The sequence below is a fragment of the Streptomyces sp. NPDC055025 genome, assembly GCF_053608565.1.
Map to the genome: position 1 here is coordinate 24,331 of NZ_JBSGVS010000024.1, position 24,008 is coordinate 48,338.

The window sequence follows — 24,008 nt, forward strand, 5'->3', positions numbered from 1 at the left end:
AGGACAGCAGTGGACCGCGAGCGCAGACGCGGCCCGACGACGAGAGGGGAGTCCCGGTGAAGGGAACCGTGGGCGAGTTGGGGGAGTTCGGACTCATCAGAGAGCTCACGTCCCGGCTCACCACCACCCCGGCGGTCCGGCTCGGGCCGGGCGACGACGCCGCGGTCGTGGCCGCGCCCGACCGCAGAGTGGTGGCGAGTACGGACCTGCTGCTGGAGGGGCGGCACTTCCGCCGTGACTGGTCGACGGCGTACGACGTGGGCCGTAAGGCCGCCGCGCAGAACCTCGCCGACATCGCCGCGATGGGCGCGGTCCCCACCGCGCTGTTGCTCGGTCTGGTCGTCCCGGCCGAACTCCCGGTCACCTGGCCCACCGAGCTGATGGACGGTATCCGTGACGAGTGCCAGGTCGCGGGCGCGGCCGTGGTCGGCGGCGATGTCGTACGCGGTGACACCATCACCATCGCCATCACCGCCCTCGGTGATCTGCGCAACCACGAGCCCGTGACCAGATCCGGCGCCAGGCCCGGCGATGTCGTCGCCTACACCGGCTGGTTGGGCTGGTCGGCGGCCGGACACGCGGTGCTCTCCCGGGGCTTCCGCTCACCGCGCGCCTTTGTCGAGGCACACCGCAGACCGGAGCCGCCGTATCACGCGGGCCCCGCGGCGGCCGGGCTCGGCGCCACCGCCATGACCGACGTCAGTGACGGACTCGTCGCCGACCTCGGGCATATCGCGGACGCCAGCAAGGTCCGTATCGATCTGCGCTCCGGACTGATCGACATCCCCTCGCAGATGAACGACATCGGCCAGGCGGTCGGGATCGATCCGCTCCAGTGGGTGCTGACCGGGGGCGAGGACCACGCGATCGTCGCCGCCTTCCCGCCCGACACGAAGCTGCCGGCCCGCTGGAAGGTGATCGGCGAGGTCCTCGGTCTCTCGGCGCTTCCCCAGGTGACGGTCGACGGGGCGCCCTGGACCAGCAAGGGCGGCTGGGACCACTTCGGCGACATCGAGGATCACCAGTAGCGGCGCCCCGCGGCGGATCCGGGTCCCACCAGTAGATTCGGGTCATGGCGATATCCGAATCCCGGCCCGTGTCCCCGCCCGCGCCCGTGCCTCCCCGAGTGCTGACCGTCGCCGGATCCGACTCCGGCGGCGGGGCCGGTATCCAGGCGGATCTGAAGACCATGCTGGCGTTCGGTGTCCACGGTATGAGTGTGATCACCGCCGTCACCGCGCAGAACTCGCTCGGTGTGCGGGGTGCCTGGGAACTGCCCGTCGAGGCGGTACGGGCCCAGTACCGCGCGGTGGTCGACGACATCGGTGTGCGGGCCGTGAAGACCGGCATGCTCTCCTCCGCCGGACTGGTCGAGGCCGTCGCCGGGCTGCTCGCGGACACCGACGCCCCCGTGGTGGTCGACCCGGTCGGGGTCTCCAAGCACGGCGATCCGCTGCTGGCCGCCTCCGCGCTGGACGGCGTACGGAACCGGCTGCTGCCGGTGGCGACCGTCGCCACCCCCAATCTGGACGAGGTGGCCCAGCTCACCGGCGTACGGGTGGAGGACGAGACGGGTCTGCGGCGCGCGGCCGACGCCGTTCTCGCGTTCGGGCCCGGCTGGGCGCTGATCAAGGGCGGACATCTGCCGGGTGACGCGGTGGATCTGCTGACCGACGGCCGCGAGGAGCACTGGCTGCGGGCACCGCGCCAGGACAACCGGCATACCCATGGGACGGGCTGCACCCTCGCTTCGGCGATCGCCGCGGGGCTCGCGGGCGGGCAGGGCGTGGTGGAGGCCGTCGTGGCGGCCAAGGAGTATGTGACGGGTGCGATCGGGCACGGCTTCCCGCTGGGCGCGGGCATCGGTCCGGTGGACCACGCCTGGCGCTTCCGCCCGACGCTGACCAGGCCGACGGGGCCGACCGGACCGACCGGGGGGTGATGCCGCCGGTGCGGGATGTCGCCGGTACGGGCGGCGGCAGGGACGGCAAAAGCCGGTCCACCGAGGTGGACCGGCTTTCAAGGCAACCGCAGGGGCTGCGCTACGACGCAGGCGTCAGCGCGAGACCTTGCCGGCCTTGATGCACGAGGTGCAGACGTTGAGCCGCTTCGGCGTCCGACCGACCACTGCACGCACGCGCTGGATGTTCGGGTTCCAGCGACGGGACGTACGGCGGTGCGAGTGCGAAATGTTGTTGCCGAAGCCCGGCCCCTTGCCGCAGACGTCGCAGTTGGCAGCCACGGGTCACTCCAAAGACTTCAGATGCACGTACAGAGATATCCGGCGTGCCGGAATCAGTGACTGATGTGGCGTTGCCGGGGGAATGGCCCGACTCTCATCGGGCAACCGCAGCAGCATACAACGCCTGCCTCGGTACAACGAAACTACCATGAGCGGGACCGGCCTCCGCCCGGCCCCGGCCCCACGGCCGTCCCACGGCTGCCGCGCCGCCCGCCCGTGGCACGCGGGCTACCCTGCGTGCAGCCCGCTTCCAGGCCGCTCAAGGAGGAGCATCAGGTGCCGCAGACCCTCGACGCCGCAGAGGTGCGGAACTGGTGCTCACTGGCGCTGGAGGCCCTCGGCCGCGAGCGTGAGGAGATCGACGCGATCAATGTCTATCCGGTCGCGGACGGTGACACCGGTACCAATCTCTATCTGACCGTGGAGTCCGCGGCGCAGGCGGTCGAGGCGGTCTTCGCCGCGCATGAGACCGGTACGTCCGAGCCCGGCCCGGCCGACGCCGTACGGGCCATGGCGCACGGCGCGCTGCTCGGCGCCCGGGGGAACTCGGGCACGATCCTGGCGCAGCTGCTGCGCGGGATGGCCGAGGTACTGGCCGCTCCGGCGCCCGGCGGCGGGACGCGTGACGGCGGGAAGGGCGGCGGGGAGAAGGGCGGCGACGGCGGCGGGGACCGGCTCGCACCGGCGCTGCGGCGGGCCGCCGCGCTGGCCAGGGAGGCCGTCGCCCACCCCGTCGAGGGCACCATCCTCAGTGTGGCGTCCGCCGCGGCGGACGCGGCGGAGCGAGCCGCGTCCGACGGCGCGGGCGACGACCGCGCGGCCACCGTACGAGCCGCGTACGCCGGAGCGCGCGCCGCGCTCGACGCGACCCCGGGCCAGCTCGCCGTACTGGGCCGGGCGGGGGTCGTGGACGCCGGCGGGCGCGGACTGCTCGCGGTCCTCGGCGCCCTCGCGCAGTCCCTCACGGGTGAGGCCCCGGCCGCCTACCCCGTGCGCCCCCGCCGATACGAAGAGCCCGCGGCGCACGCGGCACCAGCGGCGCACGCACCGTCCGCCACGGCCGCCTCGGCAGGGTCCTGCGCCGTCGAGGACGGGCCCGCCTTCGAGGTGATCTATCTGCTGGAGGCGGACGACACCGCCGTGGCCCGGCTGCGGAAGCGGCTCGACCGGCTGGGAGACTCCCTGGTCGTCGTCGGGGGCGACGGGCTGTGGAACGTCCACGTACATGTCGACGACGCGGGCGCCGCCGTCGAGGCCGGGGTCGAGGCGGGACGTCCGTACCGGATCCGTATCAGCCACTTCGGCGCCGCCGAGGAGCGGCCCGAGCGGATCCAGCGGGCCGTCGTCGCGGTGGTGCCCGGCGAAGGGCTCGCGGGACTGTGCGCCGAGGCCGGCGCGACGACCGTGCTCGCGCGCCCCGGGGAGCCGCCCGCCAGCGGTGAGCTGGTCGAGGCGATCCGGCGGGCGCACGCCCGTGAGGTGGTGCTGCTGCCGAACGACTCGGAGCTGCGCCACACCGCTGCCGCCGCCGCGGAACAGGCGCGTACCGAAGGGGTACGGGTCGCCCTCATCCCGACCCGGGCCGCCGTCCAGGGCCTCGCCGCGCTCGCCGTCCACCAGCCCGACCGCCGTTTCGACGAGGACGTGGTCGCGATGACCACGGCGGCCGGCGCCACCCGCTACGCCGAACTGGCCTTCGCCGAGCGGCAGTCCTGGACCATGGCCGGGATCTGCCAGGCCGGCGACGTTCTCGGGCTGATCGACGGGGATGTGGCGGTGATCGGCGCCGATCTCGCCGCGACGGCCGAGGCGGTGCTCTCCCGGATGCTGGCGGCCGGCGGCGAACTGGTGACCCTGGTGCTCGGCGAGGATGTGCCCGGCACCCTCGCCGACCGTCTGGAGAGATACGTACGGGAGGGACACCTCGCCGTCGACACGGTGGTCTACCGGGGCGGCAGGCAGTCCGCGCCGCTGCTGGTGGGGGTGGAGTAGCCGCGCCCTCGGCACGGCCACGACCTGCGCGAACGCCGGGGTGCGCGACGTGTGTCAGTGGTTTGGTGTGCAATGGATCGCGTGTCCGCGCTGGATGAACCCCTCAAGAAGACGCTCGGCCCCGCCACCGCGAAGGTGATGGCCGAACAGCTCGACCTGCACACGGTCGGTGATCTCCTGCACCACTACCCCCGGCGGTACGAGGAGCGGGGGCAGCTCACCACGCTCGCCGATCTGCCGCTGGACGAGGACGTCACGGTCGTCGCCCAGGTCGCCGACTCCCGGATCCTGACGTTCAACCACGGCAAGGGCCAGCGTCTGGAGATCACCCTCACCGACGGCAGCGGCCGGCTCCAACTGGTCTTCTTCGGCAGGGGCATCCACAAGCCGCACAAGGAACTGCCGCCGGGCAGCCGCGGGATGTTCGCCGGCAAGGTGTCCGTCTTCAACCGCAAACTCCAGCTCGCGCACCCCACCTATGTGCCGCTGGGCAGGGAGGGCGGCGAGTCCGTGGAGGACGCGGCGAGCGCCGTGGACGGGTTCGCGGGCAAGCTGATCCCCATCTATCCGGCCTGCAAGGGTCTGGAGTCCTGGAAGATCACCAAAGCGGTCGACGCGGTGCTGCCGAGGGCCGTGGAGGCCGTCGATCCGCTGCCGCCCGCGCTGCGGGAGGGCCGCGGCTTCGTCCCGCTGCCCGAGGCGCTGTACAAGGTCCACCGGCCCGAGACCAAGGCGGACATCGAGGACGCCCGGCAGCGGCTGAAGTGGGACGAGGCCTTCGTCCTCCAGGTCGCCCTCGCCCGGCGGCGGTACGCCGACGCGCAACTGCCCGCCGTGGCGCGTAAGCCCGTGGCGGACGGTGTGCTCGACGCCTTCGACGCGAAGCTGCCCTTCACCCTCACCGACGGCCAGCGGAAGGTCACCGCCGAGATCTTCGCGGATCTCGCCACCGAACACCCCATGCACCGGCTGCTCCAGGGAGAGGTCGGCTCGGGCAAGACACTGGTCGCGCTGCGGGCGATGCTCACGGTCGTCGACGCGGGCGGGCAGGCCGCCATGCTGGCGCCCACCGAGGTGCTCGCCCAGCAGCACCACCGCTCGGTCACCGAGATGATGGGTGAGCTCGCCCAGGGCGGGATGCTGGGCGGCGCGGAGCACGGCACCAAGGTCGTGCTGCTCACCGGCTCCATGGGCGCCGCCGCGCGCCGTCAGGCGCTGCTCGACCTGGTCACCGGCGAGGCCGGGATCGTGATCGGTACGCATGCCCTGATCGAGGACAAGGTGCGCTTCCACGATCTTGGTCTGGTCGTCGTGGACGAGCAGCACCGCTTCGGGGTGGAGCAGCGCGACGCGCTCCGCTCCAAGGGCAAGCAGCCGCCGCATCTGCTGGTCATGACCGCCACGCCCATTCCCCGCACGGTCGCGATGACCGTCTTCGGCGATCTGGAGACCTCCGTCCTGGACCAGCTCCCGGCCGGGCGCTCGCCGATCGCCAGCCATGTCGTACCCGCCCAGGACAAGCCGCATTTCCTCGCCCGCGCCTGGGAGCGGGTGCGCGAGGAGGTCGGCAAGGGCCATCAGGCGTATGTCGTCTGTCCGCGGATCGGCGATGACGACGACGATGCCGGGAAGGGCAAGCAGAAGTCCGCTCCGGGGAAGGACGCCGACGACGCGGAGAAGCGCCCGCCGCTGGCCGTGGTCGAGGTCGCCGAGCAGCTCACCCGGGGGCCGCTGGCCGGGCTGCGTATCGAGGTCCTGCACGGGCGGATGCAGCCGGACGACAAGGACGCCGTGATGCGCCGCTTCACCGCGGGCGAGGTGGATGTGCTGGTCGCGACCACGGTCATCGAGGTCGGGGTGAACGTGCCCAATGCCACCGCGATGGTGATCATGGACGCGGACCGGTTCGGTGTCTCCCAGCTCCATCAGCTCCGCGGGCGGGTCGGCCGCGGCTCGGCGCCCGGTCTCTGTCTACTGGTGACCGACATGCCGGAGGCGAGCCCCGCCAGGGCCAGGCTCGGCGCGGTCGCCGCCACCCTCGACGGCTTCGAGCTGTCCCGTATCGACCTCGAACAGCGCCGTGAGGGCGATGTCCTCGGCCAGGCCCAGTCCGGGGCGCGCTCCTCGCTGCGGATGCTCGCGGTCATCGAGGACGAGGAGGTCATCGTGGCGGCGCGCGAGGAGGCCGTCGCGGTGGTCGCCCGGGACCCGGAGCTGGTGGGCTCGCCCGAGCTGCGTACGGCGCTGGACGCGCTGCTGGACACCGAACGCGAGCAGTACCTCGACAAGGGCTGACGAGAGCTGACGGGGACCGACGAGGACCGACGAGGACCGACGAGTGACGGCGAGGGCCGACGACGGGCCGGCGAGCGCCGGGACGGCCGTCGGCCGGAGCCGTCCGGGGCGGACGGGCCGGGGGCACCGGCCGGGCCCGTCCGGGGCGTACGCCATATCGTGGGGGCAGAGCCGCCCCCTGCGCACCACCCCGGCCCCGAGGACCTCCGTACCCCCGCACCTCCGTGCCGCCCCGGAACCGCCCGCCCACGACCCGAGGACCCGACACCCATGACCCGCGTGATCGCCGGTGCCGCCGGCGGACGCCGCCTCGCCGTCCCGCCCGGCCACGGCACCCGCCCCACCTCCGACCGTGCGCGTGAAGGCCTCTTCTCCAGCTGGCAGTCGCTCCTCGGCACCGTCGACGGCATCCGGATCGCCGATCTGTACGCCGGCTCCGGCGCCGTCGGCCTGGAGGCGCTCTCGCGCGGCGCCGCGCACGCCCTGCTGGTCGAGGCCGACAGCCGCGCCGTCCGTACCGTCCGCGAGAATGTGGCGGCGCTCGGTCTGCCCGGCGCGGAGGTCCGGCTGGGCAAGGCCGAGCAGATCGTGCGGGGACCGGCCCCCGACACGCCGTACGACCTGGTGTTCCTCGATCCGCCCTACGCCGTCACGGATGGCGATCTTCGGGAGATTCTGCTCACACTCCGGGCCAATGGCTGGCTCAGCGGCGATGCCGTCGCCACCGTGGAACGCAGCACTCGGGGTGGGGAGTTCGGCTGGCCGGAGGGTTTCGCGCCACTGCGGTCCCGTCGCTACGGCGAGGGAACGCTTTGGTACGGTCGCGCCGCCTCTACGTGCGAAGACACACCATGACCGGACCGGAGAGCGAGGGAGTTCAGTTGCGCCGCGCCGTCTGTCCGGGGTCCTTCGACCCCATCACCAATGGACATCTCGACATCATCGCCCGAGCTTCCAAACTGTACGACGTCGTACATGTCGCGGTAATGATCAATCAGTCCAAAAAAGGACTGTTCGCCATCGAGGAGCGGATCGAGCTGATCCGTGAGGTAACCGCCGAGTTCGGCAATGTCGAGGTCGAGTCCTTCCACGGTCTGCTCGTCGACTTCTGCAAGCAGCGCGACATCCCCGCCATCGTGAAGGGCCTGCGAGCCGTGAGCGACTTCGACTACGAGTTGCAGATGGCCCAGATGAACAACGGCCTCTCGGGTGTCGAGACCCTGTTCGTCCCCACCAACCCCACCTACAGCTTTCTCTCGTCCTCCCTGGTCAAAGAGGTCGCGACCTGGGGCGGAGACGTCTCCCACCTGCTGCCTCCCGCTGTCCACACGGCCCTGATGGAACGCCTCGGCGAGAGCTGACGTACCGGCTGCCCGTCATCCGGTGTCGGACCGGCTCGCGGTGGCCTTACAGTCGTTGCGTCCGTCTTCCAACCAGTCTGAGAGAGTGGCGAGCACCGGTGGACGTGCAGAAGAAGCTCGACGAGATCGTCGACACGGTGGGCAGTGCCCGCTCCATGCCCATGTCGGCTTCCTGCGTGGTGAACCGCGCCGAGCTGCTCGCGATGCTCGAAGAGGTACGGGACGCGCTTCCCGGCTCGCTGGCACAGGCCCAGGAAATGCTCGGCGGCCATGAACAGCTCGCCGAGCAGGCCCGCCAGGAGGCCGAGCGCATCATCGCGACGGCCCATGCCCAGCGCACCACGCTGATCTCCGACACCGCGGTCGCCCGCCAGTCCCAGGACGAGGCCGCCCGTATCCTCGACGAGGCCCGCAGGGAGGCCGAGGAGATCCGCGCCGAGGCGGACGACTACGTCGACTCCAAGCTCGCCAACTTCGAGGTCGTCCTCACCAAGACCATCGGCTCCGTCGACCGCGGCAGGGAGAAGCTGCTCGGCCGCGGACCCGGCGCCGACGGGTACGGCGCCGGTGAGGGCGACGACACCGACGACGCCCCCGAGTACAGCGCCGATCCCGACACCCTGATCAGGCGTGCCGACGACTATGTGGACGCCAAGCTCGGCGCCTTCGAAGCCGTACTGTCCAAGACCCTCGAAGCCGTCGGACGCGGCCGGCAGAAGCTCCACGGCCGTATCGCCTCGGACGATCTCGGGGCGCACATGGCGGCCCAGGACGCGGCGGGACCGCAGGGGCGCAGCAGCGACGCGGACTATCTGGCGGACCTCGCGGAGACACCACGGGCCCCCGTGGAGCCGCCCGTACCGGCCCAGCGGCCGTACGCCGATCCCGTACCCGTTGCCCTTCCCGAACCCGCCTACGCCCAGCCCGCCGACCCGTACGCCGCCACCGGCTACCAGGACCCGGCGTACGCCACCGACGGCGCCTACGGCGGCTACCAGCAGCAGGACGCGTACGCCTATCAGCAGGACCCGTACGCGTACCAGCAGCAGGACTACGGCCAGGGGCAGCAGCAGGGATACGACCCGAACTACGTCTGGCAGCAGCCGCCCGCGCCCCAGGCCCAGCTTCCGGCGCTGCCCGCACTGCCCGCGGCCCCCGAGCAGCAGAGCGCGCTGGACGAGACCAGCCTCTTCGACACCAGCATGATCGACATGGATCAGCTGCGCCGCTACGAACAGGGACGCTGACCCCGGGACCGGCCCCGGACCCCCGGCGGACCGCGCCGTACGGCCCGGGACGTACCGGATTGGGTCTGACGCGGCCGGTCCAGTACCCTGGCTCTTCGGCCGCGTGTATGTCCGCGGTCCCGGCTGCCCGCTTCGCTCGCGCGACGGTGGCGGCCCCCACACGATCCGAAAGCGGGAAAAGCCCTGAACGCGCGTCTCGACCACCGCAACCCCCTCGTGTTCGACACGCACGAGCTGGGGCGGCGCCCTGGTGCGCTCCAGAGGCTGACCCGCTCGGTGCCCGCTCCCAAGGACCTCGGTATCGGGGGAGTGATCGGAGCGCCCGAGGGCGCTCCGGTGGAGCTGGACCTCCGCCTCGAATCGGTCATGGAAGGGGTGCTCGTCACGGGCACCTCCCGTGCCGTGGCCGAGGGGGAGTGCGTAAGGTGTCTGGAGCCGCTGCGCCAAGAGGTGACGGCGGACTTCCAGGAGCTGTTCTCGTACCACGACGCCGATGACCGGGGCCGCTTCCACGCGGAGCCGGACGACGACGCCGAGGACGCCGAGGACAGGCTCTACATCGAGGACGGACTCTTCGACCTCGAACCCGTGCTGCGTGACGCGGTGGTGCTCGCACTTCCGATGCAGCCGGTGTGCCGGGAGAACTGTGCCGGTCTGTGTGCCGAATGCGGGATCAGACTGGACGGGGACCCGGACCACCACCATGACGCCGTCGACATCCGTTGGGCGGCACTGCAGGGACTCGCCGAGACCGTCAAGGACGGCGAGAAGGACAACATGGGCGGCGCCGATGCGGGCGTCGACGAGAAGCAGGAGAAGTAGCCGTGGCTGTTCCGAAGCGGAAGATGTCGCGCAGCAACACGCGCCACCGCCGGTCGCAGTGGAAGGCTGCGGTCCCCACCCTGGTTGCGTGCGAGCGCTGCCAGGAGCCGAAGCTCCAGCACATCGCGTGCCCGAGCTGCGGCACCTATAACAAGCGCCAGGTCCTCGAGGTCTGAGCGGCTGGTGAGAGGCTCGATGTCTGAACTGTCCCCTGACAAGAAGCAACCAGACAATGGCAGTTCGGCCTCGTCCCACACGCTTCTGGAAGGGCGGCTCGGGTATCAGCTCGAGACCGCCCTTCTGGTGCGTGCGCTGACCCATCGTTCGTACGCGTACGAGAACGGCGGTCTGCCCACCAACGAGCGGCTCGAATTCCTCGGGGATTCGGTGCTCGGTCTGGTGGTCACGGACACGCTGTACCGCACCCACCCCGATCTGCCCGAAGGCCAACTGGCCAAATTGCGGGCCGCGGTGGTCAACTCGCGCGCACTGGCGGAAGTGGGCCGTGGCCTCGAACTCGGCTCCTTCATCCGGCTCGGCCGGGGTGAAGAGGGCACGGGTGGCCGGGACAAGGCGTCCATCCTCGCCGACACCCTTGAAGCGGTGATCGGCGCGGTCTATCTCGACCAGGGCCTCGGCGTGGCGTCGGAGCTGGTGCACCGGCTCTTCGACCCGCTGATCGAGAAGTCCTCCAACCTCGGGGCCGGCCTGGACTGGAAGACCAGTCTCCAGGAGCTGACCGCGGCGGAGAGTCTCGGGGTTCCCGAGTATCTCGTCACGGAAACGGGTCCCGATCACGAGAAGACCTTCACTGCTGCCGCCCGCGTCGGTGGTGTCTCGTACGGCACCGGCACCGGCCGCAGCAAGAAGGAGGCGGAGCAGCAGGCGGCGGAGTCCGCGTGGCGGGCCATCAAGGCCGCGGCGGAGGAACGGGTGACGGCGGAGCGTACAGCCGTCGGCGCTCCGGACGAAGCCGACGCCGAAGCTGGCGCGGAAGCCGTGGCCGAAGCCGGCGCGGAAGCCGTGGCCCAGGTCCGGGCTCAGGCCGACAGCGAGACCGCGGCCGGGGCGGAACCCGGCGTCGACGGTGCGGCCGATGGTGAAGGGGCCACCGACAGCCCCTCTGCCTCGCCACCGTCCTCGCCGGCCGCCCCGGCACCGGAGGAGCGGCCACCCGGCGAACCGGCCGGCGCCTGACCGTCCGCACTCCCCTTCCGGTACGCCCCTCCCGCCGCAGTCGGTGTGAGGGGCGTACACCGTTCCGCCGTTTGTCCGCTCGTCTGTCCGTCTGTCCGTCCGTTTTCCGTGGAGGAGTCCCGTGCCCGAGCTTCCCGAGGTCGAGGTCGTCCGGCGTGGACTCGAACGCTGGGTGAGCGGCAGGACGGTCGCCGGGACCGAGGTGCTGCACCAGCGCGCGGTACGGCGGCATCTCGCCGGCGCCGAGGACTTCGCGGCCCGTCTCAAGGGACACACCATCGGTACGGCCCGCCGTCGTGGCAAGTATCTGTGGCTGCCGCTCGACGCGACGGACACCGCGGTCCTCGGCCATCTCGGGATGAGCGGCCAGCTGCTCGTCCGGCCCGAGGACGCGCCCGACGAGAAGCATCTGCGGATCCGTGTCCGCTTCGCCGACACGCTCGGCACGGAGCTGCGCTTCGTCGACCAGCGGACCTTCGGCGGTCTCTCCCTCCACGAGACCACCCCCGACGGACTGCCGGACGTCATCTCGCACATCGCCAGGGACCCGCTCGACCCCGCCTTCGTCGACGGCGACTTCCACACCGCGCTGAGGCTGCGCCGTACCACGGTCAAGCGCGCCCTGCTCGACCAGTCACTGATCAGCGGGGTCGGCAACATCTACGCCGACGAGGCGCTCTGGCGTGCCAAGGTCCACTACGAACGGCCCACCGCGACTCTCACCCGGCCGCGCTCCGCCGAGCTGCTCGGTCATGTACGGGACGTGATGAACGCGGCGCTCGCGGTCGGCGGCACCAGCTTCGACAGTCTGTACGTCAATGTGAACGGCGAATCGGGCTACTTCGACCGCTCGCTGGACGCGTACGGACGTGAGGCCGAGCCGTGCGGGCGCTGCGGGACCCCGATCCGCCGCCGGCCGTGGATGAACCGTTCCAGCTACTTCTGTCCGCGCTGCCAGCGACCGCCGCGCGGCGCCTCGTAACGCTCCCGGGACGGGGCCGGTGGCTTCCTCAGAAGCCGAAGTCCTGCGTCCACCAAGGACCGCCGGAGCCGGTGTGGACACCGACGCCGAGCCGGGTGTAGTCGCAGTTCAGTATGTTCGCGCGATGGCCCTCGCTGTTCATCCAGGAGTCCATCACCGCCTGGGCGGTGGCCTGCCCGCGGGCTATGTTCTCGCCGCCGAGACCCTGCACGCCCGCCGCTTCCGCGCGGTCCCAGGGAGTCCTGCCGTCGGGGTCGGTGTGGTCGAAGAAATCGCGCGCCGCCATGTCCTCGCTGAAATCCTGGGCCAGGGCGCCCAGAGCGGCATCGGCCCGCACCGGAGCGCATCCCGCCTTCGCGCGCTCCTCGTTGACCAGGCTGAGCACGGCAGCCGCCGTGGCGCCCGTCGCCGCGGGCGTCTCGACGGCACGGGTCGCGGTCTGCTCGGGGGCCGGGGTCCGGCTGACGAACGGGGACGCGCTCTGTTTCTCGGGCTCCGCCCTGGGCTTCGGCGGGGCCGGTACGGCGGCCTTGGTCCGCTGCGAGGGAATCCCGGACGGCTTCGCGGCGCCGGTGGGAGAAGCCTTCTGCGAGGCGGACCGCGGCTGTCCGGCGGACGCGGCCGGGGACGCCGGGGTCTCGCGGGTCGGCTCGGCGGACGAGCCGCCCTGCTCCTCCAGCTCCGGGGCGCCCTCGGTGCGTATCTGTCCGTCGGGGGTGCCGCCGCCCACGGTGTACTCGCCGCCGCCGGGCAGCAGACCCGAGGCCACGGCGACCGCGCCCACGGCCATCGCCGCGGAGGCGCCCAGCAGGCCCGTACGGAGGGGAGCGACGACCCGTCCCTTCCTGCGCGGAGCGCCCCGGTGCCGGGCCGCCGTACCGTCGTACTCCTCGGCGGCGGGCCCGCCCGCTGCTGCGGGTGCGGCGGCGCGTCGATGGCGTCCCATCTGCTTGCCTTCCTCATGCTTCTCGACGGCAACGTGTCTCACCCGTTCGAGTGAGGCTCATTGCGACGGGACTGTACGGCATGGCGTGTGGGGCCGCCGGGGCCACTGAGTAATTGGCTGGTTGGCTTACGCCTATGACAGAACGCGTGACAGAGGACGCACGACTCACGGTCTGGGTGCGCGGCCGGGTACAGGGAGTGGGTTTCCGCTGGTTCACCAGGGCGAACGCGCTGGAGATCGGTGGTCTCAAGGGTTTCGCCGTGAATCTGGACGACGGCAGGGTGCAGATCGTCGCCGAGGGGCCACGTGAGAATTGCCACCGTCTCCTGGAGTGGCTGCGCTCGCCCGACACACCCGGGCGCGTAGACGGAGTGACTGAGATCTGGGACACCCCGCGCGGCGGCTACGAGAGCTTCGCGATCCGCTGAACGTCCCTCGCCGAGGGGCCGCCCGACGAGCCGTGCTCATGCCCGGGGCACATGCCCAGGCCCGCGATGACCTGGTGGTTGCCAAGAACGGCCGACCGTGCCAGGCTGCCCGGTTAACGAAGATCTGGACGCCCTCCGGGCCCCGCGGGAGAGCCGGTACCGCGCATGCCGCGACCGTGCGCCCCGGGCGGTCCGTCGGCACGGGCTGTGATCGTGTTGACCGTCAAACTTTTTGGTGAGAGTCTGGAATCCCCGCGCACCTTAGCTGTTTGGCAGTAAAGAACCGCAGTGATTAACAAGCACTGCCAGGCACCGCGGGTGCGATTTCCCTCACGACCCACACCGCATCCGGTCGGTCACTCAGTGTGGAGGACCATCCATCATGGCAAAGGCGCTTCTCGGTTATGTCGGCGGCTCCGACCCGCGACTCCTCGCCGAGATGCGACGGCTTCAGCAGCGCGTCCAGGACCTCGAATCCGAACTCGTACGGATTCAGTCCGAGAACGACGCGTTGAACGCCGCCGTCGCACAGCACCCTGGAGAGTCGCTGCTCGACAGCATCGACATCGATGTTCACCAGGCGGAGCCTGCGCTCACCTGACGACAGCCCCCCTCGGGGTCGGGTGAGAAACACTCTCGCAAGAATATGCAAGGGACGCTTCGGCGTCCCTTCTTTCTTTCCATCTTCCGCCGTATGAACCATTGTTGGCGCCGCAACGACTTTCTTAACGTCTGATGTGCCCTGCGCGTTCGGCGGTGAAACCGACAGCGGACTATCGGGGCGGGGTAGAGTCCGGCGGCGTGCATCTCAAGGCCATGACCCTGCGCGGGTTCAAATCCTTCGCCTCCGCCACGACGCTGCGCTTCGAGCCCGGAATCACCTGTGTCGTCGGGCCGAACGGCTCCGGCAAGTCCAATGTGGTGGACGCGCTCTCCTGGGTCATGGGCGAGCAGGGGGCCAAGTCGCTGCGCGGCGGCAAGATGGAGGACGTGATCTTCGCCGGGACGACCGGCCGCCCGCCGCTCGGGCGTGCGGAGGTCTCGCTCACCATCGACAATTCCGACGGTGCGCTGCCGATCGACTACGCGGAAGTCACGATCACCCGGATCATGTTCCGCAACGGGGGCAGTGAGTACCAGCTCAACGGCGACACGTGCAGACTGCTCGACATCCAGGAACTGCTCTCCGACTCCGGTATCGGCCGCGAGATGCATGTCATCGTCGGACAGGGCCAGCTCGACTCCGTACTGCACGCCGATCCGACCGGGCGCCGGGCCTTTATCGAGGAGGCGGCGGGCGTTCTGAAGCACCGCAAGCGCAAGGAGAAGGCGCTGCGGAAGCTGGACGCGATGCAGGCGAATCTCGCCAGGGTCCAGGACCTCACCGACGAGCTGCGCCGTCAGCTCAAACCGCTCGGGCGGCAGGCCGCGGTCGCCCGGCGGGCCGCCGTCATACAGGCCGATCTGCGCGACGCGCGGCTGCGGCTGCTCGCCGACGATCTGGTGCGGCTGCGCGAGGCACTCCGTACGGAGATCGCGGACGAGGCCGAGCTGAAGCAGCGCAAGGAGGACGCGGAGCGCCGGCTCAGGGCGGCGCTCACGCGGGAGGCGGAGCTGGAGGACGAGGTCCGGCGGCTGGCACCGCGGCTCCAGCGGGCCCAGCAGACCTGGTACGAGCTGTCCCAGCTCGCGGAGCGCGTGCGCGGTACGGTCTCACTGGCCGACGCCCGGGTGAAGAGCGCGACCGCGGCGCCCACCGAGGAGCCCCGGGGACGCGATCCCGAGGACATGGAGCGTGAGGCCGCGCGGATCCGTGAGCAGGAGGCGGAGCTGGAGGCCGCGCTGGAGGCGGCGGAGCACGCGCGGGAGGACACCGTCGCGCACCGCGCCGAGCTGGAACGGCAACTGGCCGCGGAGGAGCGCGGACTCAAGGACGCCGCGCGGGCCATCGCCGACCGGCGCGAGGGCCTGGCCCGGCTGACCGGCCAGGTCAACGCGGCCCGCAGCAGGGCCGCCTCGGCCCAGGCGGAGATCGGCCGGCTCGCGGCGGCCCGGGACGAGGCGCGGGAGCGCGCCGCCGCCGCGCAGGAGGAGTACGAGCGGCTCAAGGCCGAGGTGGACGGACTGGACGCCGACGACCATGAACTGGCCGGGCGGTACGAGGCGGCCCGGGGCGCGCTGGCCGGGGCGGAGGCCGCGCTGACGGCGGCGCGCGAGGCCGCCACCACGGCGGAGCGCACCCGCGCGGCCGTCGCCGCCCGCCATGACGCGCTCGCCCTCGGGCTGCGGCGCAAGGACGGCACCGGCGCCCTGCTCGCCGCCCGTGACCGTCTCTCCGGACTGCTCGGCCCGGCCGCCGAACTGCTCACCGTCACCCCGGGCTACGAGATCCCGGTGGCCGCGGCCCTCGGCGCCGCCGCCGACGCGATCGCGGTCGCCGGTCCCGGCGCGGCGGCGGAGGCGATCCGTCTTCTGCGCGAACAGGACGCGGGCCGCGCCTCCCTGCTGCTGGCGAGCACGGCCGGGCCCGAGCCGTACCCCGGGACGCATGACGCGGCGGCCGCCGTCCCCGGCCAGGCGGGCGGTCCGGCGGGCGGTCCGGTGGGCGGTCCGGTGGGCGGACCGGTGGCGCGGCGCGTTGAGACATGGGCGGAGCCCCGGACCGGGACGGCCGCGAGCGTGCCCGGCCAGTCGGGTGACGGCGGCGAGACACCTGCCGGCCTGACCGGTACGGCCGGTACGGCTCCTGGGGTGCCCGGTCAGGCGGCGGCCGGTCCGGGCGGTGGACCGGGCGGGACCGTCGGTGCGGACGGCACGCGGAGCACGGCCCGCTCCGACCCGCCCGTCCGTACAGCCGTCGCCGCGGGCGGACCGTATGCCGTCGATCTCGTACGGGGCCCCGCCGCGCTGATGGAGGCCGTACGGCACCTCGTACGGAACACCGTTGTCGTCGGCACGCTCGAAGAGGCCGAGGACCTGGTCGCCGCGCGGCCCGGTCTGACCGCCGTGACCGCCGAGGGCGATGTCCTCGGGGCGCACTTCGCCCAGGGCGGGTCCGCGGGGGCGCCCAGCCTGCTGGAGGTGCGGGCGTCCGTCGACGAGGCCGCCGCCGAGCTGGCGGAGCTGGCCGTACGGTGCGGGGAACTGGCCGAGGAGCAGCTGCTCGCCGTCGAGCGGCGGGCCGGGTGCGCCGCGCTGGTGGAGGAGCTGGGGGAGCGGCGCCGGGCCGCCGACCGGGAGAAGTCCGCCGTGTCCGGGCGGCTCGGCCGGCTCTCCGGGCAGGCCAGGGGCGCCGCGGGCGAGGCCGAGCGGACCGCCGCCGCCGTCGCCAAGGCCCAGGACGCGCTGGAGCGCGCCACCGCCGAGGTGGAGGAGCTGGCGGAGCGGCTGCTCGTCGCCGAGGAGGCCCCGGTGGAGGAGGAGCCCGACACCTCCGTACGGGACCGGCTCGCCGCAGACGGCGCCAACGCCCGCCAGACCGAGATGGAGGCCCGGCTTCAGGTCCGTACCCACGAGGAGCGGGTGAAGGGGCTCGCGGGCCGGGCCGACGCACTCGACCGGGGGGCGCGCGCCGAGCGTGCCGCGCGGGCGCGCGCCGAGGAGCGGCGCGCACGGCTGCGCCATGAGGCCGAGGTGGCCGGCGCGGTCGCGGCCGGCGCCCGGCAGCTTCTGGCCCATGTGGAGGTGTCGGTCGTACGGGCCGAGGCCGAGCGCGCCGCGGCCGAGGCGGCCAAGGCCGAGCGCGAGAGGGAGCTGACCGCCGAGCGGAACCAGGGCCGCGACCTCAAGGGCGAACTGGACAAGCTCACCGACTCGGTCCACCGCGGCGAGGTGCTCGGCGCCGAGAAGCGGCTGCGGATCGAGCAGCTGGAGACCAGGGCGCTGGAGGAGCTGGGTGTCGAACCGGCCGGGCTGATCGCGGAGTACGGCCCCGACCAGCTCGTCCCCCCGTCGCCGCCTGCCGAGGGCGAGGAGCTTCCCGACGATCCCGCACATCCGCGCAATCAGCCGAAGCCCTACGCACGGGCGGAGCAGGAGAAGCGGCTCAGGGCGGCCGAACGGGCCCATCAGCAGCTCGGAAAGGTCAATCCGCTCGCCCTTGAGGAGTTCGCGGCGCTGGAGGAGCGGCACAAGTTCCTCTCCGAGCAGCTCGAAGACCTCAAGAAGACCCGGGCCGATCTGCTGCTCGTGGTGAAACAGGTCGACGAGCGGGTCGAGCAGGTCTTCACCGAGGCCTACCGGGACACCGCCCTTCAGTTCGAGGGTGTTTTCTCCCGGCTCTTCCCCGGCGGCGAGGGACGGCTGATCCTCACCGACCCGGAGAACATGCTGACCACCGGTGTGGATGTGGAGGCCAGGCCCCCGGGCAAGAAGGTCAAACGGCTCTCCCTGCTCTCCGGCGGTGAACGGTCGCTGACGGCCGTGGCGTTGCTCGTATCGATCTTCAAGGCCCGGCCGAGTCCGTTCTATGTGATGGACGAGGTCGAGGCGGCGCTCGACGACACCAATCTCCAGCGGCTGATCCGGATCATGCAGGAGCTCCAGGAGAGCTCCCAGCTCATCGTGATCACGCATCAGAAGCGGACGATGGAGGTCGCGGACGCGCTGTACGGGGTCTCCATGCAGGGCGACGGTGTCTCCAAGGTGATCAGTCAGCGGCTGCGCTGACACCTTCGCGCGCCCTCTGCGCGCCCTCCCCACTGGCCTCCCCGTGCCTCCTCACCGATCTCCGAGGTCACCGGACCGGGGCGCGGACCGCGCTGTTTCCCTCTCCAGGTGGTGGGCAGCCGGGAGTTGTGCCCCACTGGAGGGGCTTGCCACATCCCCCACGCCCGGTGACGCGGCCGGGCGGCCCCAGGAGATCATGTGACCAGCACCGCGAAGCTGCCGCCGCCGACCGGGGACCGGGCCCCTCACCCGGAGCACCTCAGCCACCTCGTCTTCATCACGGCGGCGGCCGCGATGGGCGGCTTCCTCTTCGGCTACGACAGTTCGGTGATCAACGGCGCTGTCGAGGCCATCCGCAGCCGGTACGACATCGGCTCCGCGGCCCTCGCCCAGGTCATCGCCGTCGCGCTGATCGGCTGTGCGATCGGCGCGGCGACGGCGGGCCGGATCGCCGACCGGATCGGCCGTATCCGCTGTATGCGGATCTCCGCGGCCCTCTTCACCATCAGCGCGGTCGGCTCGGCGCTGCCCTTCGACATCTACGACCTCGCGGTCTGGCGGATCATCGGCGGCTTCGCGATCGGTATGGCGTCGGTGATCGGCCCCGCGTACATCGCCGAGGTCTCCCCGGCCGCCTACCGCGGACGGCTCGGCTCCTTCCAGCAGGCGGCGATCGTCATCGGTATCGCCCTCTCCCAGCTGGTGAACTTCGGCATCCTCCAGCTCGCGGACGGCGACCAGCGCGGCCGGCTCCTGGGTCTGGAGGCCTGGCAGTGGATGCTCGGTGTGATGGTCGTCCCCGCGCTGCTGTACGGGCTGCTCACCCTCGCCATCCCCGAGTCGCCGCGCTATCTGATCTCCGTGGGCCGCACCCGGCGGGCCAAGGAGGTGCTGGCCGAGGTCGAGAACAAGGACGTCGACCTGGACGCCCGGGTCGCCGAGATCGAGCAGGCGATGCGCCGTGAGCACAAGTCGGCCTTCCGGGATCTGCGGGGCGGCCGGTTCTCCTTCCTGCCCATCGTGTGGGTGGGTATCGGGCTCTCGATGTTCCAGCAGCTCGTCGGGATCAATGTCGCCTTCTACTACTCGGCGACGCTCTGGCAGTCCGTCGGCGTCGACCCGTCCAGCTCGTTCTTCTACTCGTTCACGACGTCGATCGTGAACATCATCGGCACGGTGATCGCGATGGTGCTGGTGGACCGGGTCGGCCGCAAGCCGCTGGCGCTCATCGGCTCGGCCGGCATGGCGCTCGCGCTCGCCTTCGAGGCCTGGGCGTTCTCCGCCCCCCTCGTCAACGGCCAGCTGCCGGCCACCGAGGGTGCCGTCGCGCTGGTCGCGGCCCATGTGTTCGTGCTCTTCTTCGCGCTCTCCTGGGGTGTCGTCGTCTGGGTCTTCCTCGGCGAGATGTTCCCGAACCGGATCCGGGCGGCGGCGCTCGGTGTCGCCGCGGCGGCCCAGTGGATCGCCAACTGGGCGATCACGGCGAGCTTCCCGAGTCTGTCCGACTGGAATCTCTCGGGCACATATGTCATCTACACCTGCTTCGCGGTGCTCTCCATCCCCTTCGTGCTGGTGTTCGTCAAGGAGACCAGGGGCAAGACGCTGGAGGAGATGGGCTGATCCGGCGGGCACCGTCACGGCAAAGGCTCCGCGTCGTGGCTGGGGTCCCTGTGCGATCCTCTGAGCTCGGGGCCGGGACCGGCCGTGGCTGATACTGGGAGCGTTATGGAACTCGTCATCCTTGTTGTAGTCATCGCCCTGGTCGCGGTCGGCGCGATCGGCGCGCTCGTGGTCGGCAGCCGCAGAAGGAAGAAGCCGCCGCCCTCGCCACCGTCGAGTACGCCGACCATCACAGCCCCGCCCGCCGAACCGCATGTCGGGGACGAGGCCGAGGAATCGCGCGAGGAGCCGCGCCGCACGATCGAGGAGGTCGGTCTCCCCGACGCGGCCGGCACCCGGGTCGTCATCGAGGAACCGGCCGCCGCCGAGCCCCTCGTTCCGGCGATCGAGATCCCCGAGCCGACGGCGGGCCGGCTGATCCGGCTGCGCGCCCGGCTCGCGCGCTCGCAGAACTCCCTCGGCAAGGGGCTGCTGACGCTGCTGTCCCGCGAGCACCTGGACGAGGAGACGTGGGAGGAGATCGAGGACACCCTCCTCACCGCGGACGTCGGTGTCGCGCCCACACAGGAACTGGTCGGGCGGCTGCGGGAGCGGGTACGGGTACTCGGCACGCGGACTCCGGACGAGCTCCGCACCCTGCTCAGGGAGGAGCTGGTCCAGCTTCTCGGTACGGATTTCGACCGCGCGGTGAAGACCGAGAGCGGGCTCGACACCCCGGCCGTCGTGATGGTCGTCGGTGTCAACGGCACCGGCAAGACCACGACGACCGGCAAGCTGGCGCGGGTGCTGGTCGCGGACGGGCGGTCGGTGGTGCTCGGCGCGGCGGACACGTTCCGCGCCGCGGCGGCCGATCAGCTCCAGACCTGGGGGGAGCGGGTCGGCGCCCGTACCGTACGCGGTCCCGAGGGCGGCGACCCGGCGTCGATCGCCTTCGACGCGGTCAAGGAGGGCATCGCGGAGGGCGCGGATGTCGTCCTGATCGACACCGCGGGCCGGCTGCACACCAAGACCGGGCTGATGGACGAGCTGGGCAAGGTGAAGCGGGTCGTGGAGAAGCACGGGCCGCTGGACGAGGTGCTGCTCGTCCTGGACGCGACGACCGGGCAGAACGGGCTGGTGCAGGCGCGGGTGTTCGCGGAGGTCGTGGATGTCACCGGCATCGTGCTGACGAAGCTGGACGGCACGGCGAAGGGCGGCATCGTGATCGCGGTGCAGCGGGAGCTGGGCGTACCGGTGAAGCTGGTGGGGCTGGGCGAGGGCGCCGACGACCTGGCGCCGTTCGAGCCCGAGGCGTTCGTGGACGCGCTGATCGGGGACTGACCGCTCGGTGCGGTAGGGCGCCGGGAGCGGGAGGCCGGGGAGGCCGCGATGGCTGCCCCACCTCCCGCTCGCGCTTCAGGACGTCGACGAGCGATGGCAGATATACGCCAGGGTGCCCAGCAGCAGCCGGGCCTGGGGCGGATCGGCCGCGTTGTCCAGCGACGGGGGACGCAGCCAGCGGACCGGGCCCAGCCCCGGCACCTCCGAGGGCGGGGCCATGACATGGCTGCCCGGTCCCAGACCGCGCAGATCCAGATCGGCGTCGTCCCAGCCCATCCGGTAGAGCAGCTCGGGCAGTTCGGCCGCGGCGCCCGGCGCGACGAAGAAGTGGGCGCGGCCCGCCGGGGTCGCCATGACCGGGCCCAGCGGCAGGCCCATCCGTTCCAGCCGCACCAGCGCGCGGCTGCCCGCGGGCTCCGCCACCTCGATGATGTCGAAACCGCGGCCCACCTGGAGCAGCACCGCCGCGCCCGGCACCTCCGACCAGAGCCGGACGACCTCGTCGAGCGTGGCGCCCGCCGGCACCTCGGGGCGGAAGTCCAGCGGATGGGCGCCCGGCGACGCGCAGTCCGCCGAGCCGCAGGAGCACACTCCGCCCGCGGCCCGCGCGCCGGGGACGACGTCCCAGCCCCAGAGTCCTGTGTACTCCGCCACCGCGGTGCACTCTGTCGTCCGGCCGCGGCGCCGTGAGCCGGACCGCATCTCCCGGATGCCGCCGATCGTGAAGCCCATGCCCCCTCCAACGGGTTGAACTCGCCGGTGGTTACGTCTCGCAGTCTGCCCGTGACACTCCGTCGCCACCGGGGCGGTAAAGGCGGCGCGAAGTGGCACTTGGGGTAGTGCGACCCGATGTGCGCGCCCGGGGGCGCAGTGCTCCGCGGGCCGCTGATCAATGTGTGTCAAGTCAATCGCGCCCCGTGGGAGGCGAGTTCATTCGAAGGGGTGGCGAATGGTGGCGTTTGTGGAATCACCCTCGCTGGACGGGTGATCGTAGGATTACTTTCAGTGCACGGACCGTGGGGAAAAGCACACGCGTGGGTATGCCGGGGGCAACTCGGTTTCCTGTTCGAAGGGGCGCAACCTCAGGACAGGCGGCCACCATTGACGGCATTCTGGTACCGGTTCGCGCGACAGGGCTTCAGCGGATGGGGGCGTTCCAGTGGGCGGCAGCGGCGCAGGCGGTACGAATACCGGCAAGCGTCCGAATGAGCGACTCGGTTCGTGGTTCTTGCGCAGCGGCTGGTCGAAAGGCGAACTGGCACGTCAGGTCAACCGCAGGGCGCGGCAGATGGGCGCGCACCACATCAGCACGGACACCTCGCGCGTGCGCCGCTGGCTCGACGGCGAGCAGCCGCGCGAACCGATCCCGCGTATTCTCTCCGAGCTCTTCTCCGAGCGCTTCGGCACCGTCGTCGGCATCGAGGAACTGGGACTGCGCACCGCGCATCAGTCGCCCTCGGCGTCCGGTGTCGATCTGCCCTGGGCCGGACCGCAGACGGTGGCCCTGATCAGTGAATTCTCGCGGAGCGATCTGATGCTGGCGCGGCGCGGTTTTCTCGGCACCTCGTTGGGGCTCGCCGCGGGTCCCGCCCTGGTCGAGCCCATGCAGCGCTGGCTGGTGCCCATTCCGACGGGAGATCCGGGCGGACCCGAGATCGAGTCCGTCCCCTCGCACCGGCCGTCCAAGCTCTCCGGGGCCGAGCTGGAGCTGCTGGAGTCGACCACCGCGATGTTCCGCCAGTGGGACGCGCAGTGCGGCGGCGGCCTGCGGCGCAAGGCGGTGGTCGGTCAGCTCCACGAGGTGACCGATCTGCTCCAGGAGCCGCAGCCCGAGGCCACCGCCCTTCGGCTTTTCCGCTGCGCGGCCGAGCTGGCCGAGCTGGCCGGCTGGATGAGTTATGACGTGGGCCTCCAGCCCAATGCCCAGAAATACTTCGTACTCGCCCTGCACGCGGCCAAGGAGGCCGGCGACAAACCGCTCGGCTCGTACATCCTTTCCTCGATGAGCCGTCAGATGATTCATCTGGGCCGGCCCGATGACGCGCTGGAGCTGATCCATCTCGCGCAGTACGGCAGCCGTGACTGCGCCACCCCCCGGACCCAGGCGATGCTGTATGCGATGGAGGCACGCGCGTACGCAAACATGGGACAGCCGAGCAAGTGCAAGCGGGCCGCCAGAATGGCCGAGGACACCTTCTCCGACGCCGGGCTCGACGGTGAGCCCGAGCCCGACTGGATCCGCTTCTTCTCCGAGGCCGAACTCAACGCGGAGAACGCCCACTCGTACCGCGATCTCGCCTATGTCGCCGGCCGCAGCCCCACCTACGCCTCCCTCGCCGAACCCCTCATGCGGCGCGCCGTCGACCTCTTCGGGAAGGACGACGTGCACCAGCGTTCGTACGCGCTGAACCTGATCGGCATGGCCACCGTCCACCTCCTCAAGAAGGAGCCCGAGCAGTCCACCGCCCTGGCCCAGCAGGCCCTGAAGGTGGCGCGCAGGGTGCGCTCCGAGCGCGTCAACACCCGGCTGCGCAAGACCGTGGACACCGCGGCCAGGGACTTCGCCGATGTCACGGAGGTCACCGATCTCACCGATCTGCTCACGGCCCAGTTACCCGAGTCCGCCGAGGCCGTCTGAAGCGGCCGGCACGCGCGGCGGACATCGAAGCCCCGGCCGCGGCACCCACCCCGTACCGCCCGACACGGCTCCCCCGCCGCCAGGTCAGCAGGGTGGGGCCGCGGCCGGTTTCCGATGTCCGCAGAGGGTATCCGGGACGGCTGCGAGGTTCCGCCGGTTCATCGGCTCGTAACACGCAGGTAGCCTTCGTCACGGGTGTGAAACATCGAGCGGCACTGACGGAAACCGCGTTGCGCCAATCTCCTCAGCA

The 24,008-nt window shown here is 71.4% G+C and carries 20 protein-coding genes; 17 read left to right on the forward strand and 3 right to left on the reverse strand.

Going from position 1 to position 24,008, the window contains the following annotated elements; translation table 11 throughout:
* The first annotated feature begins 56 nt into the window (after positions 1 to 56).
* Both ACWGDX_RS16760 and thiD read left to right on the forward strand, forming a co-directional pair.
* A complete protein-coding gene (locus ACWGDX_RS16760; protein WP_363081634.1) occupies positions 57 to 1,028 on the forward strand; it encodes a thiamine-phosphate kinase in 972 nt (323 codons plus the stop codon).
* Positions 1,029 to 1,072: 44 nt separating this feature from the next.
* Positions 1,073 to 1,942, forward strand: a complete 870-nt coding sequence (thiD, locus tag ACWGDX_RS16765; RefSeq protein WP_453626233.1) for a bifunctional hydroxymethylpyrimidine kinase/phosphomethylpyrimidine kinase — start codon at positions 1,073 to 1,075, stop codon at positions 1,940 to 1,942.
* A gap of 114 nt (positions 1,943 to 2,056) precedes the next feature.
* Here the strand turns inward: thiD and rpmB are convergent, their stop codons facing one another.
* Positions 2,057 to 2,242: a 50S ribosomal protein L28 gene (gene rpmB / locus ACWGDX_RS16770; RefSeq protein ID WP_003957616.1), complete on the reverse strand. Its 186-nt coding sequence runs from the start codon at positions 2,240 to 2,242 to the stop codon at positions 2,057 to 2,059.
* A 276-nt stretch (positions 2,243 to 2,518) separates the two neighbouring features.
* On the opposite strand from rpmB, the gene ACWGDX_RS16775 reads away from it, so the two are divergent.
* The 9 genes from ACWGDX_RS16775 (at position 2,519) to mutM (ending at position 12,138) form a co-directional block, all read left to right on the forward strand.
* Entirely contained in the window at positions 2,519 to 4,234 is a 1,716-nt protein-coding gene (locus ACWGDX_RS16775) for a DAK2 domain-containing protein (protein WP_453626235.1), read from the forward strand.
* 72 nt (positions 4,235 to 4,306) lie between these two features.
* Positions 4,307 to 6,529, forward strand: a complete 2,223-nt coding sequence (recG, locus tag ACWGDX_RS16780; protein WP_453626237.1) for an ATP-dependent DNA helicase RecG — start codon at positions 4,307 to 4,309, stop codon at positions 6,527 to 6,529.
* 270 nt (positions 6,530 to 6,799) lie between these two features.
* Positions 6,800 to 7,384 (forward strand): 16S rRNA (guanine(966)-N(2))-methyltransferase RsmD, encoded by a 585-nt coding sequence (rsmD, locus tag ACWGDX_RS16785; RefSeq protein WP_453626239.1) that lies wholly within the window; start codon positions 6,800 to 6,802, stop codon positions 7,382 to 7,384.
* Between the two features lie 26 nt (positions 7,385 to 7,410).
* Positions 7,411 to 7,890 (forward strand): pantetheine-phosphate adenylyltransferase, encoded by a 480-nt coding sequence (gene coaD / locus ACWGDX_RS16790; protein WP_453626337.1) that lies wholly within the window; start codon positions 7,411 to 7,413, stop codon positions 7,888 to 7,890.
* A gap of 98 nt (positions 7,891 to 7,988) precedes the next feature.
* The gene (locus ACWGDX_RS16795; protein WP_453626241.1) at positions 7,989 to 9,137 is read left to right on the forward strand and encodes an ATP synthase F0 subunit B; all 1,149 of its coding nucleotides are present in this window, start codon (positions 7,989 to 7,991) and stop codon (positions 9,135 to 9,137) included.
* A gap of 123 nt (positions 9,138 to 9,260) precedes the next feature.
* Positions 9,261 to 9,959, forward strand: a complete 699-nt coding sequence (locus ACWGDX_RS16800; RefSeq protein ID WP_453626339.1) for a YceD family protein — start codon at positions 9,261 to 9,263, stop codon at positions 9,957 to 9,959.
* A gap of 2 nt (positions 9,960 to 9,961) precedes the next feature.
* A complete protein-coding gene (rpmF, locus tag ACWGDX_RS16805; protein WP_030753522.1) occupies positions 9,962 to 10,135 on the forward strand; it encodes a 50S ribosomal protein L32 in 174 nt (57 codons plus the stop codon).
* Positions 10,136 to 10,154: 19 nt separating this feature from the next.
* A complete protein-coding gene (gene rnc, locus ACWGDX_RS16810) occupies positions 10,155 to 11,156 on the forward strand; it encodes a ribonuclease III (RefSeq protein ID WP_453626243.1) in 1,002 nt (333 codons plus the stop codon).
* 121 nt (positions 11,157 to 11,277) lie between these two features.
* Positions 11,278 to 12,138, forward strand: a complete 861-nt coding sequence (mutM, locus tag ACWGDX_RS16815; protein ID WP_453626245.1) for a bifunctional DNA-formamidopyrimidine glycosylase/DNA-(apurinic or apyrimidinic site) lyase — start codon at positions 11,278 to 11,280, stop codon at positions 12,136 to 12,138.
* A gap of 28 nt (positions 12,139 to 12,166) precedes the next feature.
* On the opposite strand, the gene ACWGDX_RS16820 is transcribed toward mutM, so the two are convergent.
* Positions 12,167 to 13,084: a CAP domain-containing protein gene (locus ACWGDX_RS16820; RefSeq protein WP_453626247.1), complete on the reverse strand. Its 918-nt coding sequence runs from the start codon at positions 13,082 to 13,084 to the stop codon at positions 12,167 to 12,169.
* Positions 13,085 to 13,230: 146 nt separating this feature from the next.
* On the opposite strand from ACWGDX_RS16820, the gene ACWGDX_RS16825 reads away from it, so the two are divergent.
* The 5 genes from ACWGDX_RS16825 (at position 13,231) to ftsY (ending at position 21,120) form a co-directional block, all read left to right on the forward strand.
* Positions 13,231 to 13,512: an acylphosphatase gene (locus ACWGDX_RS16825; RefSeq protein WP_453626249.1), complete on the forward strand. Its 282-nt coding sequence runs from the start codon at positions 13,231 to 13,233 to the stop codon at positions 13,510 to 13,512.
* A gap of 382 nt (positions 13,513 to 13,894) precedes the next feature.
* A complete protein-coding gene (locus ACWGDX_RS16830) occupies positions 13,895 to 14,113 on the forward strand; it encodes a hypothetical protein (protein WP_363081622.1) in 219 nt (72 codons plus the stop codon).
* A 200-nt stretch (positions 14,114 to 14,313) separates the two neighbouring features.
* The gene (locus ACWGDX_RS16835) at positions 14,314 to 18,180 is read left to right on the forward strand and encodes an AAA family ATPase (RefSeq protein WP_453626251.1); all 3,867 of its coding nucleotides are present in this window, start codon (positions 14,314 to 14,316) and stop codon (positions 18,178 to 18,180) included.
* A 198-nt stretch (positions 18,181 to 18,378) separates the two neighbouring features.
* Positions 18,379 to 19,800: a sugar porter family MFS transporter gene (locus ACWGDX_RS16840; RefSeq protein ID WP_453626253.1), complete on the forward strand. Its 1,422-nt coding sequence runs from the start codon at positions 18,379 to 18,381 to the stop codon at positions 19,798 to 19,800.
* Between the two features lie 105 nt (positions 19,801 to 19,905).
* On the forward strand, positions 19,906 to 21,120 hold the full coding sequence (gene ftsY, locus ACWGDX_RS16845) for a signal recognition particle-docking protein FtsY (protein WP_453626255.1): 1,215 nt from the start codon (positions 19,906 to 19,908) through the stop codon (positions 21,118 to 21,120).
* 75 nt (positions 21,121 to 21,195) lie between these two features.
* Here the strand turns inward: ftsY and ACWGDX_RS16850 are convergent, their stop codons facing one another.
* The gene (locus ACWGDX_RS16850; protein ID WP_453626257.1) at positions 21,196 to 21,852 is read right to left on the reverse strand and encodes a bifunctional DNA primase/polymerase; all 657 of its coding nucleotides are present in this window, start codon (positions 21,850 to 21,852) and stop codon (positions 21,196 to 21,198) included.
* 427 nt (positions 21,853 to 22,279) lie between these two features.
* Here ACWGDX_RS16850 and nsdA point away from each other — a divergent pair, with 427 nt between their 5' ends.
* Positions 22,280 to 23,758: a transcriptional repressor NsdA gene (gene nsdA / locus ACWGDX_RS16855; RefSeq protein WP_453626259.1), complete on the forward strand. Its 1,479-nt coding sequence runs from the start codon at positions 22,280 to 22,282 to the stop codon at positions 23,756 to 23,758.
* Positions 23,759 to 24,008: the final 250 nt, after the last annotated feature.

Coding starts and splice junctions, on each gene's coding strand:
- thiD (WP_453626233.1), top strand. CDS start 1,073: ATGGCGATATCCGAATCCCGGCCCGTGTCCCCGCCCGCGCCCGTGCCT.
- recG (WP_453626237.1), top strand. CDS start 4,307: ATGGATCGCGTGTCCGCGCTGGATGAACCCCTCAAGAAGACGCTCGGC.
- rsmD (WP_453626239.1), top strand. CDS start 6,800: ATGACCCGCGTGATCGCCGGTGCCGCCGGCGGACGCCGCCTCGCCGTC.
- rnc (WP_453626243.1), top strand. CDS start 10,155: ATGTCTGAACTGTCCCCTGACAAGAAGCAACCAGACAATGGCAGTTCG.
- ACWGDX_RS16820 (WP_453626247.1), bottom strand. CDS start 13,084: ATGGGACGCCATCGACGCGCCGCCGCACCCGCAGCAGCGGGCGGGCCC.
- ACWGDX_RS16830 (WP_363081622.1), top strand. CDS start 13,895: ATGGCAAAGGCGCTTCTCGGTTATGTCGGCGGCTCCGACCCGCGACTC.
- ftsY (WP_453626255.1), top strand. CDS start 19,906: ATGGAACTCGTCATCCTTGTTGTAGTCATCGCCCTGGTCGCGGTCGGC.
- ACWGDX_RS16850 (WP_453626257.1), bottom strand. CDS start 21,852: ATGGGCTTCACGATCGGCGGCATCCGGGAGATGCGGTCCGGCTCACGG.